Source organism: Micromonospora sp. B006, from assembly GCF_003408515.1.
Taxonomy (GTDB): domain Bacteria; phylum Actinomycetota; class Actinomycetes; order Mycobacteriales; family Micromonosporaceae; genus Micromonospora; species Micromonospora echinospora_A.
The window spans coordinates 2,391,775-2,410,971 of sequence record NZ_CP030865.1 but is presented as its reverse complement, the minus strand read 5'-3'; the positions used below and the strand labels follow the sequence as shown (position 1 = coordinate 2,410,971).

The following is a 19,197-nucleotide window of genomic DNA, read 5'->3' as shown; positions in this document are numbered from 1 at the left end:
CGGATCGGCGCGACGAGCCGGGGAGCAAGCTTAGATACATGACGCATCCCAGCCGGACCGCGCTGTCCGCCGCCGAGCGGGCGTACCGGCACCTCAAGCAGGCCATCCTGGAACAGGTCTACCCGGGTGGCCAGCTCGTGAGCGAGGGCGAGATCGCCGAGGCGACCGGTGTGTCCCGCACGCCGGTCCGGGAGGCGCTGCTGCGGCTGGAGACCGAGGGCCTGGTCAAGCTCTACCCGAAGCGCGGCGCGCTGATCCGGCCGGTGTCGGCCCGGGAGATCGCCGACGTCATCGAGGCCCGCCGGCTGGTCGAGCTGCACGCCGCCGAGCGGGTGTGGTCGCGCCGCGCCGAGTTGCGCGCCGACCTGGCCCGGTGGCTGGAGGAGATGCGCCGCGCGCACGCCGCCGGTGACATCAGCGCGCTGATGGACGCCGACCGCTCGTTCCACGCCGCTGTGGTCGAGGCCGCCGGCAACGAGATCCTGGCCGAGCTCTACCACCGGCTGCGCGACCGGCAGCTGCGCATGGGGGAGGCGAGCTTCCGGCTCTCGCCCGGCTGGGCCGAGGTGGCCCTGACCGAGCACGCGGGCCAGCTCGCCGCGCTCGACGGCGACGACCCGCAGGCGTGGCGCGACGCGGTCGCCGGGCACATCGACACCGCCGCGCGGATGCTCGGGACGCTGCGGTGAGCGTGTCCCGCCGGCCCGCGGCCCTGGTCTACGCGGTGGCGCTGACCGCGTACCTCACAGCCGTGTTCCACCGCAGCTCACTCGGCGTCACAGGGGTCGACGCGGCGGAACGCTTCCACATCAACGCCTCCGCGCTCGCCACGTTCTCCGTCGCCCAGCTGGCGGTCTACGCCGCCATGCAGGTCCCGGTCGGGGTGCTGCTGGACCGCTACGGCTCACGCCGGCTGCTGCTGGCCGGCGGCGCGCTGATGGTGGCCGGGCAGATCCTCTTCGCGGTCGCCACCGACGTGCCGGCCGCCGTCGCCGCGCGGGTGCTGGTCGGCCTCGGTGACGCGATGACGTTCATCAGCGTGCTGCGCATCGTCGCGTTCTGGTTCCCGGGCCGGCGCAACCCGCTGCTGGTGCAGCTCACCGGCACCGTCGGCCAGCTCGGCGCGGTGCTCGGCGCCGTACCCCTGGTGCTGCTGCTGCACCGCGCGGGCTGGACCCCGGCGTTCCTGACGGCCGCCGCGCTCGGCGCGACAGTGGTGCTGATGGTCCTCGTCGCGGTACGCGACACCCCGCACGCCGAGCACGCCACCGCGCTCGCCCCCGACCTCGCGACGGTGCGCCGCCAGCTCGCCGAGGCCTGGGCCGAGCCGGGCACCCGGCTGGGTCTGTGGACGCACTTCGTCACCCAGTTCTCCGGCTCGGTGTTCGCGCTGCTGTGGGGCTACCCGTTCCTGGTGCAGGGACAGGGCTTCTCGCCCACGGCGGCGGCCGGGCTGCTCACCGTGATGACGATGGTGACGCTCGTGTGCGGGCCGGTGCTCGCGCACCTGTGCGGCCGCTACCCGTTCCACCGCTCGGTGCTGGTCTTCGCCATCACCGCCGCCACCGCCGGCATGTGGGCGGTGGTGCTGGCCTGGCCCGGCCCGGTGCCGCACGCGTTGCTGGTGGCGCTCGTGGTGGTGCTCGCGGTCAACGGTCCCGGTTCGATGATCGGGTTCGACTACGCCCGCACGTTCAACCCGGTGCACCGCATCGGCAGCGCCACCGGCATCGTCAACGTCGGCGGTTTCGCCGCCTCGATCGTGCTGATCCTGGCCGTCGGCCTGGTGCTCGACCTGGCCACGCCGTCCGGCCACGACGCGCCGCCGCTGTCCGCGTTCCGCTGGGCGTTCGCCGTGCAGTTCCTGCTCTGGGCGCTCGGCGCGGCGCAGGTGCTGCGCTACCGCAACGCCGCCCGCCGGATCGCCGCCGACCGGGCCGCCGCGACGGCCGCGGCGCCCGTCTGAGGAGGCGGGCGGATCAGCGGTACGCGGGCGCGTCAGCGCCGGTGGCGGACCAGCGAGTCGAGCACCAGGGTCAGCCCGGCGCCGACCAGCCACACGTCCTTGGCCAGCCCGATGCCCTCCTGGCTCGGCCGCAGGCTGCTGCCCTCGCGCATGCCGGGCGTCTTCAGGTAGAGCTGCACCAGCCCGGCGCCGAACGCGGTGAGCGCGGCCCCGGCCAGCAACGACGGCACGAACGGTGCGAGCAGCGCCGCGCCGAGCGCCGTTTCGCCCCGCGACAGCAGCACGGCGAACCGGTCCGGCGGGATCTGCCGCAGCTGCGGCATCGCGCCGACCGCCATGCCGTGCATGCCCGCGGCGGCCTCACCCTCCAGGCCCCGCTTGCCCAGCCCGGAGTTCAGAATGTACGCGCCGATGGCGACCCGCAGCGGCGCATGCGACAGCCTCATGATCACTCCCGTCCCACCTGGTAGAACCGGCACACCGGGTACCCGGTCATGACCAGGACAATCCGGCGGGCTTCATTGGTTCGCGCGTCATGATCAGCGGTAGGTTCGGGGTGCAGAAACACGCAACAAGGGAGGCACTGTGAGCCAGGAAGTCCGGGGAGTCGTGTCGCGGCGCAAAGGCGCGCCCGTGGAGGTCACCACCATCGTGGTGCCGGACCCGGGTCCGGGCGAGGCGGTGGTCCGCATCCAGTCGTGCGGCGTCTGCCACACCGACCTGCACTACCGCGAGGGCGGCATCAACGACGACTACCCGTTCCTGCTGGGCCACGAGGCAGCCGGCATCGTCGAGCAGGTCGGCGACGGCGTCACCGACGTGGCCCCCGGCGACTTCGTGGTGCTCAACTGGCGCGCGGTCTGCGGCCAGTGCCGGGCCTGCCGCCGGGGCCGCCCCTGGTACTGCTTCGCCACCCACAACGCGACGCAGAAGATGACGCTCACCGACGGCACCGAGCTGACCCCGGCGCTCGGCATCGGCGCGTTCGCCGAGAAGACGCTCGTGCACGCCGGGCAGTGCACCAAGGTCGACCCGTCGGCCCGGCCGGCGGCCGTCGGCCTGCTCGGCTGCGGTGTGATGGCCGGTCTCGGCGCGGCCATGAACACCGGCAACGTGACCCGGGGCGACTCGGTCGCGGTGATCGGCTGCGGTGGCGTCGGCGACGCGGCGGTGGCCGGCGCGGCCCTGGCCGGCGCGACCACGATCATCGCGGTGGACACCGACTCCCGCAAGCTCGACTGGGCGCGCAAGTTCGGCGCCACCCACACCGTCAACGCCTCCGAGGACGACGCCGTGGAGGCCATCCGCGCGGCCACCGGCGGCTTCGGCGCCGACGTGGTGATCGACGCGGTGGGCCGTCCGGAGACCTGGAAGCAGGCGTTCTACGCCCGCGACCTGGCCGGCACCGTCGTGCTGGTCGGCGTGCCGACCCCGGAGATGACTGTCGACCTGCCGCTGCTCGACGTGTTCGGGCGCGGCGGCGCGCTCAAGTCCAGCTGGTACGGCGACTGCCTGCCCAGCCGCGACTTCCCGATGCTGACCGAGCTGTACCGGCAGGGCCGACTGGACCTGGACGCGTTCGTCACCGAGGAGATCGCCCTCGACCAGGTCGAGGAGGCGTTCAACCGGATGCACCACGGCGACGTGCTCCGCTCGGTGGTGGTCTTCCCGTGACCGCCCGCGTCGACCACGCCGTCACCTCCGGCACGTTCTCCCTGGACGGCCAGACGTTCGACGTCGACAACAACGTCTGGGTGATCGGCGACGACGCCGAGTGCGTCGTCCTCGACGCGCCGCACGACGTGGCGGCCATCCGCGAGGTGATCGGCGACCGGCGGGTGGTGGCGATCGTGGCGACCCACGCCCACGACGACCACGTCCGGGTCGCGCCCGAGCTGGCGCGGGCCACCGGCGCGCCGGTGCTGCTGCACCCGGCCGACCGGGTGCTGTGGGACATGGTGCACCCGGACACCGCGCCGGACGGCGAGCTGACCGACGGGCAGACGATCACCGTCGGCGGGACCACGCTGCGGGTGCTGCACACGCCCGGCCACAGCCCCGGCGCGTGCAGCCTGTACGCCCCCGACCTGGGCGCGGTCTTCACCGGCGACACCCTGTTCGCGGGTGGGCCGGGCGCCACCGGGCGGTCGTACAGCGACTTCGGCACCATCGTCGAGTCGATCCGCACCCGGCTGCTCACGCTGCCCCCGGAGACGGTGGTGCACACCGGGCACGGCGACGACACCACGATCGGGGCCGAGGCGCCGCACCTGGACGAGTGGATCGCCCGAGGCCACTGAGGACCACCCAAACCCGCGCGGGCCCGGCCGGAGCAGTCCGGTCCGGGCCCGCGCGGCGTCTCCCGGCCCGTGCGCTCCGGACGGTCCCGGAAACCGTGTGGCCGCGCGACGTCGCGTCCGGTGATACTCGGGCCCGTGCCCGTCGCCACCCTCACCGACGCCCAGTCCGCCGCGCTGCGCCACGTCCGCCAGGTCGCGCTGCGGGACCGCCCGGCGGCGCTCGCCGCCATCGCCGGGCACCTCGCCGCCTCCGGGGCCACCTACCGGTACGAGGAGGTCCTCGCCGCGATCACCGGGTACGGGCGGCTGACGCTGAACTTCCACCCGGACCGGGTGCTGCGCGACGGCCGTACCGTGGTCGAGGCGCTCGAGGAGGAGGGCGTCTACCGCAGCCAGTTCGAGACCGGCGTCTCCAACGGCGGCCTGACCGCGTACCCCGGTGGCGACCGGGACGTGTGGGAGCAGGCGATGTTCGGCGGCGCGTACCAGCGTCCCGGCGCGCTCCCGGCGGAGCGCCCGAAGTACGGCGGCCTGAACCTGCTCGACCACGCCGACGGCGCGTGCCCCCGGTTCGGCTCCTGCCACCTGCGGCTGCGCCCGGAGGCGCTGGCCCGGGCCACGTTCAGCTTCGGTGACAGCCACATCGGGCCCAGCGAGTTCGGCACCGTCGACGTCTTCGAGCCGGTGTTCGCGGCGCTGCTGACCGCCACCGCCGGTACCGGCGTCGCCCTGGGCGTGGCCGGCATGGACACCGGCGCGCTGCTGCGGACGCTGCTGGGCCGCCGGGAACGGGAGTCCGGGCGGGTCGGCCGCGCGCTGGACGACTACATCGAGGCGCAGGTGCACGGCGAGATCAACCTGGCCCGCGACGTCGAGGCGCTCGTCGTTGACCCGTCGTTCCGGGACACGGACGTGGGACGGCGACTGGCCGGGATCGCCGGGCGGCACGGGCTGGCGCTGCGCTACCACCCGGGCTTCGTGCTGCCGGTCGACGGGGTGGACGCCGAGTTCCGCGGGCCGGACATCCCGCCGCTCGCCGCGCGCGTGCACGCCGAGTTCGCCCGCCCGGGGCAGCCGCTGCACGCCGAACTGATCGGCCGCGCAGCCGCGTCGGTGGTACGCGAGCCGCAGCGCTGGGCCGACCGGGGACCGGCCGCGGTCACGCTCCAGCACCTCAAGCAGCTCTGGCACGTCCTGGTCCGGTTCGGCGTTCCGGCCTGATCGTCCCGCTGCGCGGCAGCACGACCCTGCTGCCCGGAATCGCGGGTGACATGGACCGCAGCCTCGGCGCTGCCCGTCATTTCCGGAATGACCGACAGAGCGGGCTCGTTGTGTCCCCCGTACCGTCGGAACCCAAACACCTACCCGGCGGTAGTCCCCCGAGGGGCGCTCATTCCGGAGCGCGTCGTAACGATCGAAAGGGCAACCATCGTGAAGCAACACTTCACTCGATGGCTCCCCGCCATCGCGAAGACCGCCGTGGCGAAGAACGCCGTCACGAAGACCGTCGCCGTCGCCAAGAACCGCCGCACCGTGCTGAGCGTGGCGGGGGTGGCCGTCCTGGGCGGCCTGGCCGTCGGCCCCACCGCCGTCGCCGCGCCCGTGACCAGCGGCCCGCACGCCGGCGCCAAGGCCGCCATCGACCTGGCCACCGGCAAGAAGACCACCACCGAGGCGGTCAAGCCCGGCCAGACCACCGGCAGCGACAAGGTGCCGACCAGGGCCGGTCGCCCGGCCAAGGAGAAGCTCGTGCCGCACGGCGTCGAGGGCGCGCAGTCGCGCATCCCGCTCGACGACGCGCAGCTCGACAACGCCAAGGCCATCGTCGAGGCGGCCAAGGAGACGGGCGTGGGGGAGCGGGGCGCCGTGATCGGCGTCGCCACCTCCCTGCAGGAGTCGAAGCTGTACAACCTGGGTCACCTCGGCGCGTACAACGACCACGACTCCGAGGGCCTGTTCCAGCAGCGCCCGTCGTCCGGTTGGGGCACGTCCGAGCAGATCACCGACCCGGAGTACTCCAGCAAGGCGTTCTTCGGCGCGCTGAAGAACGTCGGCGGCTGGCAGGAGCTGCCGCTGACCACCGCCGCGCAGACGGTCCAGGTGTCCGCCTACCCGTACGCGTACGCGCAGTGGGAGGAGCAGGCGGCGGACATCGTCCAGCAGGTCTGGTGACCCACCCGTAGAGAAACGGCCGGTCCCCTTCGGGGCCCGGCCGTTTCTGCTTCTTCGTCGATCTTGGAGTTGTGGCGCCCAGGATGTCCGATATCCGAGGTTCGCGAGGCACCACAACTCCAAGATCGACGGGGCGGTGGGGGGCTCGTGGGGCGGTGTCCGGTTCGGCTGTGGTCGGCGGCACCGCGCGGGCGGAATCGGGGGCGGGCGGGTGGCGTTGTAACCCGGTGCGCGACCGAAGCGGCGCCGCCGAGCGCCCCCGGGAATCACCCCGGGCCGCCGGTCGTTGCAGATGCACCCGGCACGCCCCGCGCTGCCGGATCCCCCGAGAACCTTTGAGCACCTTGAGCGCCTGACGGTGCCCACGCATCCCCCCGGTGCGTCGACCCCCGAACGGAGCCCATCATGAACACGATCCTGCGCAAGAGCATCCTCGGTATCGCCGGTCTCGCCTTCACCGGTGGCGTGTTCGCCGGTCCGGTCGCCGCGCACGCGGCGGAGAGCGCCAAGCCGGCCGCGGTCGCGGTCCAGGGCGTGAGCCCGCAGGGCGAGCAGTCGCACGTGGACCTGAACGACGAGCAGATCGCCAACGCCAAGGCCATCATCGCGGCCACCAAGAAGGCGGGCCTGCCGGAGCGGGCCGCTGTCGTCTCGATCGCCACGGCGCTGCAGGAGTCGAAGCTGGAGAACCTCGGTCACCTGGGTGACCGCAACGACCACGACTCGCTGGGCCTGTTCCAGCAGCGGCCGTCCAGCGGCTGGGGTACGCCGGAGCAGATCACCGACCCCGAGTACTCGACGCTGGCGTTCCTCAAGGGCCTCAGGCAGGTCGACGGCTGGCAGGACATGCCGCTGACCGAGGCCGCGCAGACCGTGCAGGTCAGCGCCTACCCCGACGCGTACGCGCAGTGGGAGAAGCAGGCCGCCGAGATCGTCGCCGAGCACTGGAACAAGTAAGACCCGACGAAAGGCCGGTACCCGATCCGGGTGCCGGCCTTTCGCGTGCGCTCAGCCGTTGTGCGCGGCGAGCCACGACAGCACCGGCTCGACCACCGACGGGTCCAGCGGCTGCTTCGCCTCGTCCCGGTACGCCCGCAGCGACGGGGGGCCGGGCTGGCGCCGCGGCACGTGGGTGACGTCCGGCAGCACCCGGGTCTGCGCGGGCCCGCCCGCGTGCGCGGCGATGACCGGCAGGTCGGCCGGGTCGGTCTGGAGGTCCTTGTCGCCGGTGAGCGCGAGGATCGGGGCGTCGACGCGGGCCAGGTCCGGCCGGGGGTCGTAGCGCAGGAACTCCCGGAACCAGCGGGCGTTGAGCCGCTGCCCGCCGACCCACGCCACGTCCTTGTCGGTGGCGAGGATCTTCTCGTGGTTGCGGGCCACCTTCGCCACCAGGTCGGTGCGGGTGAGCCGGAGCACCAGGCGTACCGGCGCGGGCAGGGTGGGCAGCAGCCGCCCGGCCTGCCAGCGCAGCACCTCGGCGCCGGTGCGCCCGGGCGCGGAGAGCAGGACCAGACCGGCCACCGGTACGCCGCGCGCGGCGAGCGCGATCGCGGTGAGCGCGCCCTCGCTGTGCCCGACCAGGAACATCCGCGCGGCGTCCACTGCCGGGTCGTCGCGCAGCGCAGCGAGCACGGCGGCCGCGTCGTCGACGTTGTCATGGAAGCCGGTACGCAGGAACTCGCCGGTGCTCTCGCCGACGCCCCGGCGGTCGTACCGGGCGACAGCGATCCCGGCCCCGGCGAGCGCGGCGGCCAGGTGCCGTTGGATGCCCAGCGGCAGGCGGCGGTGGTCGCCGTCGCGGTTGATCGGTCCCGAGCCGGGCAGCAGCAGCGCCACCGGGTGCGGTCCGGCGCCGTCGGGCAGCGTGAGCCTGCCGGACAGCCGGTGCTCGCCCGAGTCGACGGCGAGCGCGCGGTCGACCGTCACGGCAGCACCGCCGCGGCCAGGGCGGCGGCGTCGTCGGCGCCGATGAGCAGGGAGTCGTACGCCTGGCCGGTGAGGGTGATGCGGACGGCCGGCTGGCCGCCGCGGACGCTGACGAACTCCTTGCCGGCCCTGCCGCGCCAGGTGCCGACGTTGCGTGTGCGGGGGACGCCGAGGCCGGGGGCCCGGATGCCGCGGGTGGCGCGCGCCCCGTCGGGCACGACGACGGCGCCGCTGACGGCGGCACGGGGGAACGACAGGTCGCCGCGCAGGGCCCAGATCTTCTCCGCGGCGGTGAGCCGGACGTCGATGCGGTCGGGGGTGAGGTCGATGGTGGCCATCGGCGAACTCCTCGCTTCTGTTATCGTCAGTGAGAACATTACCGGAGGCGATAACAAAAAGGGGAGCCACTGTGGCACTCGACACCGTGGAGCTGCTGATGCACCCGGTCCGGCTGCGCATCGTCCAGGCGTTCCTGGGCGGCCGCACGCTCACCACCGCCGACCTGCGCGCCGAACTGCACGACGTCCCGCCGGCCACGCTCTACCGGCAGGTCGCCACGCTCGCCGAGAACGGCGTGCTGCACACGGTGGGGGAGCGGCGGGCCCGCGGCGCGGTCGAGCGCAGCTACCGGCTCACCGAGGCGGCCGCCTCGGTCGACCCGGACGAGGCCCGGGCCATGAGCCCGCAGCGGCACCGCCAGGCGTTCCTCACCTTCGTCGCGGGCCTGCTCGCCGACTTCGACAGCTACCTCGACAGCGGCGGGGGCGACCTGGCCCGCGACGTCGCCGGCTACCGGCAGAACGCGTTCCACGCCACCGACGCCGAGACCGCCGAGTTCGTCACCCGGTTCCGTGCGCTGTTCGCCGAGTACGCGGCCCTCGGCCCCGGACCCGGCCGCACCCGGCGGCTGCTCACCACGGTCCTGCTGCCCGGCGCCGATCAGGAGCGGCCCGCCGAGCGCCGGTGACCGAGCGCGATGTCCGCCACCGCGGCGCCCAGGGCCAGCACGACGATCCCGGCGGCGAGCAGCAGCGAGTGGCGGAACGCCGTACCCCAGTCCCCGCGGTCGTCGGCGAGCGTCGAGAAGAACAGCGCGCCCACCGCGGCGATGCCGGCGGCCGAGCCGATGCGCTGGCCGGTCTGGAGCATGCCGGCGCCGCTGCCGGCCATCGGCACCGGGACCTCGGACAGCGTGAGCGTCTGGTTCGGCGCGATCACCAGGCCGCTGCCCAGCCCGGCGACGAGCAACGGCAGCGCGGTCCGCAGCGGCACGTTCTCGTGCGGCCCGCCGGCCAGGACCAGGTCGGTCGCGACCAGTCCGACCACCACGCCCAGCAGCCCGATCGCCACGAGCGGACGGCCGTACCGGGTGACCACCCGGCCGCCCAGCGCGGAGGCGAGCGCCGAACCGAGCGCGAACGGGGTGATCGCCAGACCGGCCACGAGCGCGCTGTAGCCGAGGCCCATCTGCAGGTAGAGCGTGAAGATGAAGAAGATCGCGGTGAACCCGGCGAAGTAGATCAGGCCGATCAGCGCGCCCAGCGTGTACGAGCGCACCGTGAACAGCCGCAGGTCGAACAGGGGCTGGGCGCGCCGGGCGTACCGGTGTTCCCAGAGCGCGAACCCGGCGAGCAGCAGCAGGCCGGCGGGGATCAGCAGCCACTTGCCCGGGCCTCGCCACTGCTCCCGCTGCACCAGCGGCAGCAGGATCACCGTGACGCCGGCGCCGAGCAGCAGCACGCCGAGCGGATCGAGGCGGTGCCGGTCGGCCTGCCCGGCCGGCCGCGACGGGATCAGCCGCCAGCCGAGCAGCATCGCCACGATCCCGACCGGGATGTTCACGAAGAACACCCACCGCCAGCCGTGCTCCGCGCCGCCGAGCGCGATGAGCAGCCCGCCGAGCAGCGGGCCGACAGCCGTGGAGATGCCGATGGTGGCGCCCAGCAGCCCGAACGCGCGGCCCCGGTCCGCGCCCCGGAACAACTCCTGGATCATGCCGCTGACCTGAGGGTTCACCACACCGGCGGCGGCGCCCTGGACGAGCCGGGCGACGACCAGCCACTCCGGGGAGCGGGCCAGCCCGGCCAGCGCGCTGGTGAGCGTGAACAGGCCCACCCCGACCACGAACGCGGTACGCCGGCCGCGCGCGTCGCCGAACCGCCCGGCCGGCACCAGCACCAGGCCGAACGTCAGCGCGTACCCGGACAGCACCCACTGCAGATCGCTCGGCGTGGCGTGCAGCGCCCGGTCGATCGACGGCACCGCGACGTTGACGATGCTGACGTCCAGCAGCGTCATGAACGCCGCGATCAGGCCGACGCTCAGCGCGCGCCAGCGGCGCCGGTCGTCGACGCCGGAGCCGGTGTCCAGCTCCGGCGTCGACGACCGGCGCTCGCTCATCGTGCCCCCCACAGACCGTCGATCAAGTATGGGCGATCGCTACCCGGCGCCCGGTGGGGCAAACGACCCGATCACGCCATCTGGCGCGCGCACCACCGCGGCCCGAAGTCCAGGCCGGACATCGGGGAGTCCTCGCGGTGCAGCAGCCCTCGCTCGGTGAGCGAGTGCAGCGGCTCGCGCAGCTCCTCCTCGGTCATCCCGGTCTCCTCGGCGATCAGGTCCGGGTAGGGGACGTGTCCCTGCGCCTCCAGCGCGGACACCGCCTGGTAGACCCGTTCCTCGACCGCGGACAGCTGGACCTGAGGCATCGCTTTCCTCCTCGGCGTGGACCCTCCGACCGGCGGACGGCCGGCGATCGGCGGTTACCCGGGCCGGCGGCGATGATGCCCACCCGGACGACTGTCGTACCGGGCAGCGCGGCACGGCGGTGCCCTAGGCTGCACCAGTGATCATCTGGGATCTCGTCGTGGTCGGCGGCGGGCCCGCCGGACTCTCCGCCGCGCACGCCGCGGCCCGCTCCGGCGTCCGCACGCTCGTGGTCGAACGGGCCACCCACCCGCGCTACAAGACCTGCGGCGGCGGCCTGATCGGCACGTCGCTGGCCGAGGTCACCGACCGCGTCGAGGTGCCCGCCCACGACCGGGTCGACCGGATCACGTTCACCCGGGACGGGCGACGCGCGTTCACCCGCCGCCACCCGTCGCCGCTGGTCACGATGATCCGCCGGGAAGAGTTCGACGACCGGCTGCGCGCCGCCGCGGTCGCCGCCGGCGCCCGGGTCCGCGAGGGGGTCGCGGTCCGCGCGATCGAGCAGGACCCCGACGAGGTACGCCTGCGCCTGGCCGACGGCGAGGTGGTGCACGCCCGTGCCGTGGTCGGCGCGGACGGCTCCTCCGGCGTGACGGCGCGGCACGCCGGTGTCCGTTTCCGCCAGGTCGACCTGGGGCTGGAACTGGAACTGCCGGTGGCGTCCGCCGAACGGGAGCGCTGGCGTGGCCGGGTGCTGCTCGACTGGGGGCCGCTGCCCGGCTCGTACGCGTGGGTCTTCCCGAAAGGCGACCGGCTCACCGTGGGGGTCATCTCGGCCCGGGGCGACGGCGACCGCACGCGCGCCTACCTGCGCGACTTCACCGACCGGCTCGGGCTGTCCGGGGTGACGCCGGAGCACGACTCCGGTCACCTCACCCGCTGCCGGGCCGACGACTCCCCGCTGCGGCACGGGCGGGTGCTGGTCGCCGGGGACGCGGCCGGTCTGCTGGAGCCGTGGAGCCGGGAGGGGATCAGCTACGCGCTGCGCTCCGGCCGGCTGGCCGGGGAGGCGGTGGCCGGCGGCGACCTCGACGCGTACGCCCGGGAGGTCGACCGGCGGCTGACGCCGGAGATGCGGGCCGGGCACCGGCTGCTGGAGACGTTCGAGCGGCAGCCCGACGTGTTCCACGCGATGCTCGCCAGCCCACCCGGCTGGCGGATGTTCGTCCGGTTCTGCCAGGGCCGGGCCAGCTTCGCCGAGATGCTCGACCGGCGGCCGGTACGGGCCGGGCTGGCGCTGCTCGACCGGCTGCCCGCGAGGGCGCGCGCCACGGCCGGTTAACCTGGCGCGGTGACCGACTGGGATCTCGTCTGCGAACGCGACCACGCGGTGCCGGACGGCCGAGACCTGGACGACCTCGTCGCCGAACTCGCCGCCGCGCTGCGCGACCCCGACCCGGTGGTCCGGGACGGCGCGCCCTACGTGGTGCTGCGCACCTGGATCGCCCGGGACGTCATCGACGCCGGCCGCCGGGCGAGACTGGGCACGCTGATGGCCGAGCGTTTCACCGACCCGGAGATCCAGGCCCGCACGTTCGCGCCGCTGGTACTGGACATGATCGTCAGCCGGGGTGACCTCGACCCGGCGTGGCTCGCCGCGTTCCGCGCCTGGTACCCGGCCGAGACCGACCTGCGCGGGTACGACGCGAAGCTCGGCTGGCTGCACGCGGTGGCCCACGGCGCCGACCTGCTGGCCACGTTCGGCCGCCACCCGTCGGTCGACCCGGCGGGCATGCTCGACCTGGCCGCGGCGCGTCTCGTCGCGCCGACCGAGCACCTCTTCGCCGAGCAGGAGGACGACCGGCTGGCCCGCGCGATCGCGCTGGTGCTGACCCGGCCCGGCCTGTCCCGCGCCGACGCGCTCGCCTGGCTGGAACCGGTAGCGGCCGGCTACGCCGCGCTACCCCGGGGCACCACCCCGGCCCACGCCTCGAACAGCATGCGGACGCTCCGGGCGCTGTACGTTCTGCTGGACACCGGCGTCGGGCTGAGCCGGGACGCGCCGGCGCTGCCGCAGCCGCACCGCGACGCGGTCAAGGCACGCCTGGCCGAGGTGCTCGCCCCGGTCTTCCAGCACGGCTGAGCGCCCCGGTCAGGGGACGATGACCGCCCGCCCGTGCACGTCGCCCCGGCGCAGCGCCTCGTACGCCTGCGGCGCCTCCGCGAGCGGGAACGTCTGCACGTCGGCGTGCAGCCGGCCGTCACGGGCCAGCGCGATCACCTCGTGCAGTTCGGCCCGGGTGCCCCAGAACGGCACCACCACACCGGTCTCCAGTGGCACCGGCGGCGGCTCGTCGGCGACCGGCCGGACCGGCAGCGTACCCCCGGCCAGGCCGACCAGCAGCAACTGACCGCCGGTGGCGACGATCTGCCGGCCGGTGTCGAGCGTCGCCTGCGCGCCGACGAAGTCGAGCACCACGTCCGCGCCGTCCGGCGGCGGCCCGACCAGCTCGCGGATCCTCTCCACCGCGTCCGGGCCGGCCTGCACCACGTGGTGGGCGCCGAGGCGGCTGGCCAGGTCCAGCGCCGCGGGGCTGGTGTCCACCGCGACGATCCGCACGGCGGTGGTGGCGAGCAGGATCTGCACCCCCATGTGTCCCAGCCCGCCGATGCCGATCACCACGCAGGTGGTGCCGGGCCGCAGCCGGGGCCGGGCCAGCTCCACCGCGTGGTACGGCGTCAGCCCGGCGTCGGTGAGCGGCGCGGCCTGGGTCAGGTCCATGTCGCCGACCGGCAGCAGCCGGGACGCGGGCACCACGACGTAATCGGCGAGCCCGCCGTCGCGGCTGAGGCCGACGCCGCCGACCGGGGTGACCCGGCACCGGTTCTCCTCGCCCCGCAGGCAGGCCCGGCAGTAGCCGCAGCCGATGATGCCGTAGACCGCGGCCCGGTCGCCGGGCGACCAGCCGGCCACCCCCGCGCCGACCGTGTCGACGGTGCCGGCGACCTCGTGGCCGAGCGTCATCGGGATCGGGAACACGCCCGCCGGCGCGTCGAGGATGTGCAGGTCGGAGTGACAGGCGCCGACCGCGCCGACGCGCAGCAGCACCTCGCCGGGGCCGGCCTCGGGCGTGGGCACCTCGGTGTGCTCCAGCACCCCCGGTGCGGTCATCCGTACTGCGCGCATGTCGTGTCGCCTCCACCTCGTCGCCGACGGTCGTCGCGGCGGCATACCCCTGCCGTCGCGGTTGATGCGCAGGCGGGACGGGTGGGCGCACAATGCGGTCATGAGTGAACCGGCCGAGTCGTTCACCGACGAGGAGTACGCGTTCCTGCGGCACGTCCGCTTCGGCGAGATGCCGGCCCGGGTACGCCCGGAGGACCTGACGGGGTCCGTGGAGACCGAGACCCCGCCGGACCGGCCGGACCCGGTCGGCGGAGAGTCGGAGTGGCATCTGCGCGCGGGTGGCTGACGGGGCCCGGGCGCGCGCCCGGACCCCGCCGCACGGTCAGAAGACCGGCACGCCGTCGCGGACCAGCTTCCAGTTGGGTACGAAGAAGTCGGCCGGGTCGATGACGCCCTTGGCCTGCGCCCAGTCGATGAGCAGCTGGCGGATCTCCTGCTGGGCGTTGTAGACCTGGGTCTTCACGATGCCCGGGAAGTTGCCGCCGCCGCTGCGCCGGTAGTTGTTCACCGCCACCACGAACCGGGCGTCCGCCGCGACCGGGGTGTCGGTGCCGGCCAGCACCAGGCGGGTGATCCGCTGGCCGACCGGCTTGGCGATGTCGATGTCGTAGTCGACGCCGGAGAACACGTCGTAGTTGTAGTCCGGCACCGCCGGGTCGCTGATGGTCTCCGGGTTCACCGGTGCGCCCGCCGGCAGCGTGACGAAGTACTTGGCCGAGTACTCCAGGTACGCCTTCACCTCGGCGCCGGTCAGCACGACCGCCTCCAGCGTGTTGTCGTACACGTAGAGGCCCGCCACGTCGCGGATGCGCACGTCGCCCTGCGGGAACACCGCGGTACGGCTGAACGGCGCGGCGATGGAGAGCACCGGCAGGCCCGCGTACTCGCCGCCCGCGAGTGCCTCGGTGACCACCTCGGTCTGGACGTGGTTGATGAAGTCCAGGATCGGCGTGTCCTTGTACCGCGACTCGGCGGCCGACAGCTCCACACTCGACTGGGCGACGACGCGGTTGACGTACTCGACGGTCTTGGCGTGCTGGCCGCGCACGGCCGCGAGCACCGCCGGGTCCTCGACCACCGTGTTGGTGTTGAGCGTGGTGGCCGACTTGGCGGTGACCGCCCAGCGGCCCTTCTCCCGGGTCAGCGTGAAGTCCATCCGGGTCAGCCGCTGTCCCCACTTCGACGGCTCCGAGGTGAGGACCCGCTCGCCGGTGGTGAGGTTGGTGACGAACTTCTCCGGCACCTCGTTGTGCGCGTGGCCGAACAGGATCGCGTCGATGCCGGGGACCTGCTCGGCGATCAGCGCGGTCGGGTTCTCGTTCGGCAGCTCCGGGCCGTAGCTGGAGGTGCCGCTGTCGCCGCCGTGGGCGGAGATGACGACCAGGTCGGCGCCGCGGCGGCGCATCTCCGGCACCCACTTCGCGGCGGTGGCGACCATGTCGGCGAAGACGAGGCGGCCCTCGACGTTGCCCTTGTCCCAGATGGCCACGCCGGGGTTGGTCAGGCCGAGGATGCCCACGCGCAGCTTCGGCGCGCCGTGCCCGCCGAGCCTGACCTCCTTGATCACGTACGGGAGGAACGCCGGCTTGCCGGTCTTCGCGTTCAGCGCGTTCGCCGCGAGCGCCGGGAAGCCGAGCTGCTCGATCCAGGTGGCCAGCAGCGGCAGGCCGTAGTTGAACTCGTGGTTGCCGAGCGTCACCGCGTCGTACTTGAGGATGTTCATGGCGCGGGCCATCGGGTGCGTCTCACGGGTGCTGGTGATCGGCTCCTGCTTGGCGTAGTACGTGGCCAGCGGCGTGCCCTGGATGGTGTCACCGGCGTCGAGGACCAGCGTGGCCCTGCCCTTGCGCTCGGCGCGGATCTGGTTGACCAGTGTGGCGAGCTTCGCGACGCCGACGTCGTTGTGCTTGCTGTCGTCGAACTCGGCGTCCTTGTAATAGTCCCAGTTGTAGACGTTGCCGTGGGTGTCGGACGTGCCGAGGATCGTCAGGTCCCAGGTCTTCGGCTGCTTCGGCTTCGCCTCGGCGGGCGCGCCGGCCAGCAGGGGAGCGGTCGCGGCGGCGGCCGCGACGGCCAGCACCTGGCGCCGGGAGGCGCCGGAGGAGGAAGTCATGAGGTGCCTTTCCAATGGGGGGTACGCGCCTCGTGGGCGCCGTTGCGCACCATAACCACCAGATGTCGCGTGCGCCACACCGGCCCGAATTGTTTCCCTTCCGGTCACGGGCTGCTGTTTTCGCTCCGGTCACCGGGGTAGGGGCGGTTCCATGAGCGAGGACCAGTTCACCCAGCAGCACCCGGCCGAGCAGTACGGACAGCGCGAGGGACAGCCGGCGCAGCAGCAGACGCCACCCGGCAGCGAACAGCAGATGGGCCCGAAGCCCGATCACGGCGAGGAGTCGTACCGGGGCAGTCACCGGCTCACCGGCAAGCGGGCGATCATCACCGGCGGCGACTCCGGCATCGGCCGGGCGGTGGCGCTCGCCTACGCCCGCGAGGGCGCCGACGTCCTCATCACCTACCTCGGCGACGAGGAGGAGAAGGACGCGCGGGAGACGGTCAGCCTGATCGAGCAGGCCGGACGCACCGGCGTCGCGGTCAAGTGCGACCTGCGCGAGGAGGACAACTGCCGCGCCCTGGTCGACCGGGCGCTGCGCGACCTCGGCGGCGTCGACATCCTGGTGAACAACGCGGCGTACCAGATGTCGCAGGACAACGGCCTGCTCGACATCACCACCGAGCAGTTCGACCGGGTCTTCAAGACCAACGTGTACGCCATGTTCTGGCTCTGCAAGTTCGCCGTGCCGCACATGAAGGAAGGCTCGACGATCATCAACACGTCGTCGATCCAGGCGTTCGACCCGTCGCCGCAGCTGCTCGACTACGCCACCACCAAGGCGGCCATCGCCAACTTCACCAAGGCGCTCGCGCAGAACCTCGCCGACCGGGGCATCCGGGTCAACGCGGTCGCGCCCGGTCCGATCTGGACGCCGCTGATCCCGGCCACCATGCCGGAGGAGAAGGTCAAGCAGTTCGGCACCGACACGCCGCTGGGCCGTCCCGGTCAGCCGGCCGAGCTGGCACCCGCGTACGTCTACTTCGCCTCGCAGGAGTCCAGCTACGTCACCGGCGAGATCCTCGGCGTCACGGGTGGCCGCCCGACGAAGTGACCGGCCGCCCGGTCCCTGCCCGTCCGGCCGCCGTCCCGCCTGGTCCCCGCCGCCTGCCGGGGTCGTTCCGATTCGTGGCGACCCCGGTCGGCGGGGCAGGGCGGCTCCGACTCCCGGGCGGACCCGGTCAGCGGGGCCAGACGGCCATCCGGCGGCGCACCTCGGCGATGCGCGGCGCGTCCAGGCCGTACCGGGTGAACCGGCGGTCGGCCAGCCCGTCGAGGTAGCGGCCGGCGGCGCGCACGTCCTCGTCGTCCAGCGCCGGGTCCACCTGTCGGGCCAGCTCCAGCAGCTCCGCCACGCTGTACCGGTCCAACGCGGCGGACACGTCGATGTAGTCGCGTACCTCCCGCCGGTTGACCAGCGCGGCGGTCTTGTTGGCGATCAGGTCCCGCACGTCCATCACCGGGCCGAAGTCCATCACCACCGGGCTGCGGTGCCGGTCCAGGCGGGCCAGGCTGAGCCGGATCTGCCGGCCGTCCCGGCTCACCACGAAGTCCCGCAGATCCCGGTCGAAGCCGTCGAACACCTCGCCCAGCCCGCCCGGGTCCGCCTCGGCCACCCGGTAGCCGGCCCGCTCCAGCGCCGCGCGTACCCCGTCGGCCGCCGCCGCGGCGGCGCCCTCCACGTCGGTGAACAGGTCGACGTCCTCGGTGGGGCGGGTGACCAGGCCGTGCGCGGCCCAGGCAACGCCGCCGCCGAGCACGAAACGGTGCGGGCCGGCGGCGGCCAGGGCCCCCCGGGCCACCTCCCGGTAGAAGTCGTGCGGGTGGGTCACGCCGGGCGCAGGCTCCGGTGCCGGCCCTCCCAGGCCATGCGTACGCCCCGGGGCAGGTTGAGCAGCGGCCACAACCGGCGCAACGTGCCTCCGTGGATCAGCTCGCGCAGGTCCTCCACGCGGGAGGTCTCGCGCAGCACGTTCTCGTACATCCAGAGCAACTCGTCCGGGTCGGCCAGGTCGAACGCGCGTTCGCTGCTCCACATGAGGCGTACCGGCAGCTCGACGATGCCGGTGGTGGGGCCGGTCAGCTCGTCCAGGGTGCGCGCCACCACGGCGGGTCGCCCGGGGCGGGCGAGGTACGCGTGCGCGGTGGCCGACATGGCATCAGGGTAACCCCTGCCCGGCGCATTTCCGCCGTTCCGTCCCGCCGCAGCACCCCCTCAGCGCCCCCTCAGCACCTCCCACGCTCGTCCCGCCGCCCCCGCCCCACCCCGTTGATCATGAAGTTGGACCGGACAAAACAGGTCACGCGCTGCCGCCAACTTCATGATCGACCGGCGCGTCCTCACCACTTGCTCGCCTCGTTCGCTTCGAGCGCGGCGTTCGTCGGACTTGGAAGATTTGGGCCCCCATGAGGGCCTTTTCCTTCCAAGATCTCCCGCCTGGTGGGCGCCTCGGGACCCGTGAGGCCCGTCCAGGGCCTGCTTGCGTCGGCATCCGCCCCGCGTGGCCCGACCTCCCGGCTGATCATGAAGTTGACGCCGACAAACCAGACACCAACCGCCGTGCGCTGCTGGCGATGTAGATCTTGGTATGTTCCCGCCCTTGTGAGGGCCGGCCCGTACCAAGATCTTCCCGCCCGGTGGGCGCGCCGGGACCTGTGATGCCCGTTCGGGGCCTGCTCGCGTCGGCATCGCCCAGCACAGCCCGGCCTCGCCCGGCCTCGCGCTTGATCATGACGTTGACGGCGACAAACCAGACACCGGACGCCGTCAACCTCATCATCGACGGCAACAAGGGCGGCCAGGGCCTGGGCTGGGCCGGGAGTCGGGCTGTGGCGGGCGGGCGGTCCGGGGCGGGTGTCCGGGACTGGGCGGATGTCGGGTTTC

At 73.4% G+C, this 19,197-nt stretch carries 21 protein-coding genes; 12 read left to right on the top strand and 9 right to left on the bottom strand.

The annotated features are described in order from the left end of the window. Window positions 1-38: 38 nt before the first annotated feature. Both MicB006_RS11545 and MicB006_RS11540 read left to right on the top strand, forming a co-directional pair. A complete protein-coding gene (locus tag MicB006_RS11545) occupies window positions 39-689 on the top strand; it encodes a GntR family transcriptional regulator (protein ID WP_116505876.1) in 651 nt (216 codons plus the stop codon). Next, window positions 686-1,966, top strand: a complete 1,281-nt coding sequence (locus MicB006_RS11540) for a nitrate/nitrite transporter (protein ID WP_116505874.1) — start codon at window positions 686-688, stop codon at window positions 1,964-1,966. The genes MicB006_RS11545 and MicB006_RS11540 overlap by 4 nt, the downstream gene beginning before the upstream one ends. Window positions 1,967-1,998: 32 nt before the next feature. Here MicB006_RS11540 and MicB006_RS11535 read toward each other — a convergent pair whose 3' ends face one another. Beyond that, window positions 1,999-2,412: a hypothetical protein gene (locus tag MicB006_RS11535; RefSeq protein ID WP_116511364.1), complete on the bottom strand. Its 414-nt coding sequence runs from the start codon at window positions 2,410-2,412 to the stop codon at window positions 1,999-2,001. 139 nt (window positions 2,413-2,551) lie between these two features. Here MicB006_RS11535 and MicB006_RS11530 point away from each other — a divergent pair, with 139 nt between their 5' ends. The 5 genes from MicB006_RS11530 to MicB006_RS11510 all read left to right on the top strand — a co-directional run bounded on the left by MicB006_RS11530 (window position 2,552) and on the right by MicB006_RS11510 (window position 7,395). After that, complete coding sequence (locus MicB006_RS11530) at window positions 2,552-3,640, top strand: S-(hydroxymethyl)mycothiol dehydrogenase (RefSeq protein WP_073829418.1); 1,089 nt, start codon at window positions 2,552-2,554, stop codon at window positions 3,638-3,640. Then, window positions 3,637-4,266 carry an MBL fold metallo-hydrolase gene (locus tag MicB006_RS11525; protein WP_073829419.1) on the top strand — a complete coding sequence of 210 codons (630 nt, stop codon included), beginning with the start codon at window positions 3,637-3,639 and terminating at the stop codon, window positions 4,264-4,266. The genes MicB006_RS11530 and MicB006_RS11525 overlap by 4 nt, the downstream gene beginning before the upstream one ends. Window positions 4,267-4,386: 120 nt before the next feature. Continuing rightward, a complete protein-coding gene (locus tag MicB006_RS11520) occupies window positions 4,387-5,487 on the top strand; it encodes a DUF3626 domain-containing protein (protein WP_116505872.1) in 1,101 nt (366 codons plus the stop codon). A 210-nt stretch (window positions 5,488-5,697) separates the two neighbouring features. Next, window positions 5,698-6,438, top strand: coding sequence for a hypothetical protein (locus MicB006_RS11515; protein WP_192900230.1), 741 nt, complete (start codon window positions 5,698-5,700; stop codon window positions 6,436-6,438). Between the two features lie 405 nt (window positions 6,439-6,843). Continuing rightward, entirely contained in the window at window positions 6,844-7,395 is a 552-nt protein-coding gene (locus MicB006_RS11510; protein ID WP_116505869.1) for a hypothetical protein, read from the top strand. Between the two features lie 51 nt (window positions 7,396-7,446). On the opposite strand, the gene MicB006_RS11505 is transcribed toward MicB006_RS11510, so the two are convergent. Next, window positions 7,447-8,364: an alpha/beta fold hydrolase gene (locus MicB006_RS11505; protein WP_116505867.1), complete on the bottom strand. Its 918-nt coding sequence runs from the start codon at window positions 8,362-8,364 to the stop codon at window positions 7,447-7,449. Further along, window positions 8,361-8,702, bottom strand: a complete 342-nt coding sequence (locus MicB006_RS11500) for a hypothetical protein (protein ID WP_116505865.1) — start codon at window positions 8,700-8,702, stop codon at window positions 8,361-8,363. Before MicB006_RS11500 ends, MicB006_RS11505 begins: the two co-directional genes overlap by 4 nt. A 71-nt stretch (window positions 8,703-8,773) precedes the next feature. On the opposite strand from MicB006_RS11500, the gene MicB006_RS11495 reads away from it, so the two are divergent. After that, the gene (locus tag MicB006_RS11495) at window positions 8,774-9,331 is read left to right on the top strand and encodes a helix-turn-helix domain-containing protein (protein ID WP_116505863.1); all 558 of its coding nucleotides are present in this window, start codon (window positions 8,774-8,776) and stop codon (window positions 9,329-9,331) included. Here the strand turns inward: MicB006_RS11495 and MicB006_RS11490 are convergent. Together MicB006_RS11490 and MicB006_RS11485 are read right to left on the bottom strand one after the other, a co-directional pair. Beyond that, complete coding sequence (locus MicB006_RS11490; protein WP_116505861.1) at window positions 9,304-10,764, bottom strand: MFS transporter; 1,461 nt, start codon at window positions 10,762-10,764, stop codon at window positions 9,304-9,306. The two genes, MicB006_RS11495 and MicB006_RS11490, sit on opposite strands and share 28 nt — an antisense overlap. 71 nt (window positions 10,765-10,835) lie before the next feature. Further along, window positions 10,836-11,072, bottom strand: a complete 237-nt coding sequence (locus tag MicB006_RS11485; protein WP_073829427.1) for a hypothetical protein — start codon at window positions 11,070-11,072, stop codon at window positions 10,836-10,838. 137 nt (window positions 11,073-11,209) lie between these two features. Between MicB006_RS11485 and MicB006_RS11480 the strand changes: the two genes are divergently transcribed. Continuing rightward, entirely contained in the window at window positions 11,210-12,355 is a 1,146-nt protein-coding gene (locus MicB006_RS11480; RefSeq protein WP_116505859.1) for a geranylgeranyl reductase family protein, read from the top strand. Between the two features lie 9 nt (window positions 12,356-12,364). Continuing rightward, complete coding sequence (locus tag MicB006_RS11475) at window positions 12,365-13,156, top strand: DUF2785 domain-containing protein (RefSeq protein WP_116505857.1); 792 nt, start codon at window positions 12,365-12,367, stop codon at window positions 13,154-13,156. A gap of 9 nt (window positions 13,157-13,165) precedes the next feature. Here MicB006_RS11475 and MicB006_RS11470 read toward each other — a convergent pair whose 3' ends face one another. Further along, on the bottom strand, window positions 13,166-14,200 hold the full coding sequence (locus MicB006_RS11470; protein ID WP_116505855.1) for an NAD(P)-dependent alcohol dehydrogenase: 1,035 nt from the start codon (window positions 14,198-14,200) through the stop codon (window positions 13,166-13,168). A 100-nt stretch (window positions 14,201-14,300) separates the two neighbouring features. Between MicB006_RS11470 and MicB006_RS11465 the strand changes: the two genes are divergently transcribed. After that, window positions 14,301-14,486, top strand: a complete 186-nt coding sequence (locus MicB006_RS11465; RefSeq protein WP_225980700.1) for a hypothetical protein — start codon at window positions 14,301-14,303, stop codon at window positions 14,484-14,486. 36 nt (window positions 14,487-14,522) lie between these two features. On the opposite strand, the gene MicB006_RS11460 is transcribed toward MicB006_RS11465, so the two are convergent. After that, window positions 14,523-16,313 (bottom strand): bifunctional UDP-sugar hydrolase/5'-nucleotidase, encoded by a 1,791-nt coding sequence (locus MicB006_RS11460; protein WP_116505851.1) that lies wholly within the window; start codon window positions 16,311-16,313, stop codon window positions 14,523-14,525. 151 nt (window positions 16,314-16,464) lie between these two features. Between MicB006_RS11460 and MicB006_RS11455 the strand changes: the two genes are divergently transcribed. Further along, window positions 16,465-17,367 (top strand): SDR family oxidoreductase, encoded by a 903-nt coding sequence (locus MicB006_RS11455; protein WP_116505849.1) that lies wholly within the window; start codon window positions 16,465-16,467, stop codon window positions 17,365-17,367. Between the two features lie 127 nt (window positions 17,368-17,494). On the opposite strand, the gene MicB006_RS11450 is transcribed toward MicB006_RS11455, so the two are convergent. Next, window positions 17,495-18,145 (bottom strand): nucleotidyl transferase AbiEii/AbiGii toxin family protein, encoded by a 651-nt coding sequence (locus MicB006_RS11450; protein WP_116505847.1) that lies wholly within the window; start codon window positions 18,143-18,145, stop codon window positions 17,495-17,497. Beyond that, window positions 18,142-18,468, bottom strand: coding sequence for a hypothetical protein (locus MicB006_RS11445; RefSeq protein ID WP_116505846.1), 327 nt, complete (start codon window positions 18,466-18,468; stop codon window positions 18,142-18,144). The genes MicB006_RS11450 and MicB006_RS11445 overlap by 4 nt, the downstream gene beginning before the upstream one ends. Between the last annotated feature and the right edge of the window lie 729 nt (window positions 18,469-19,197).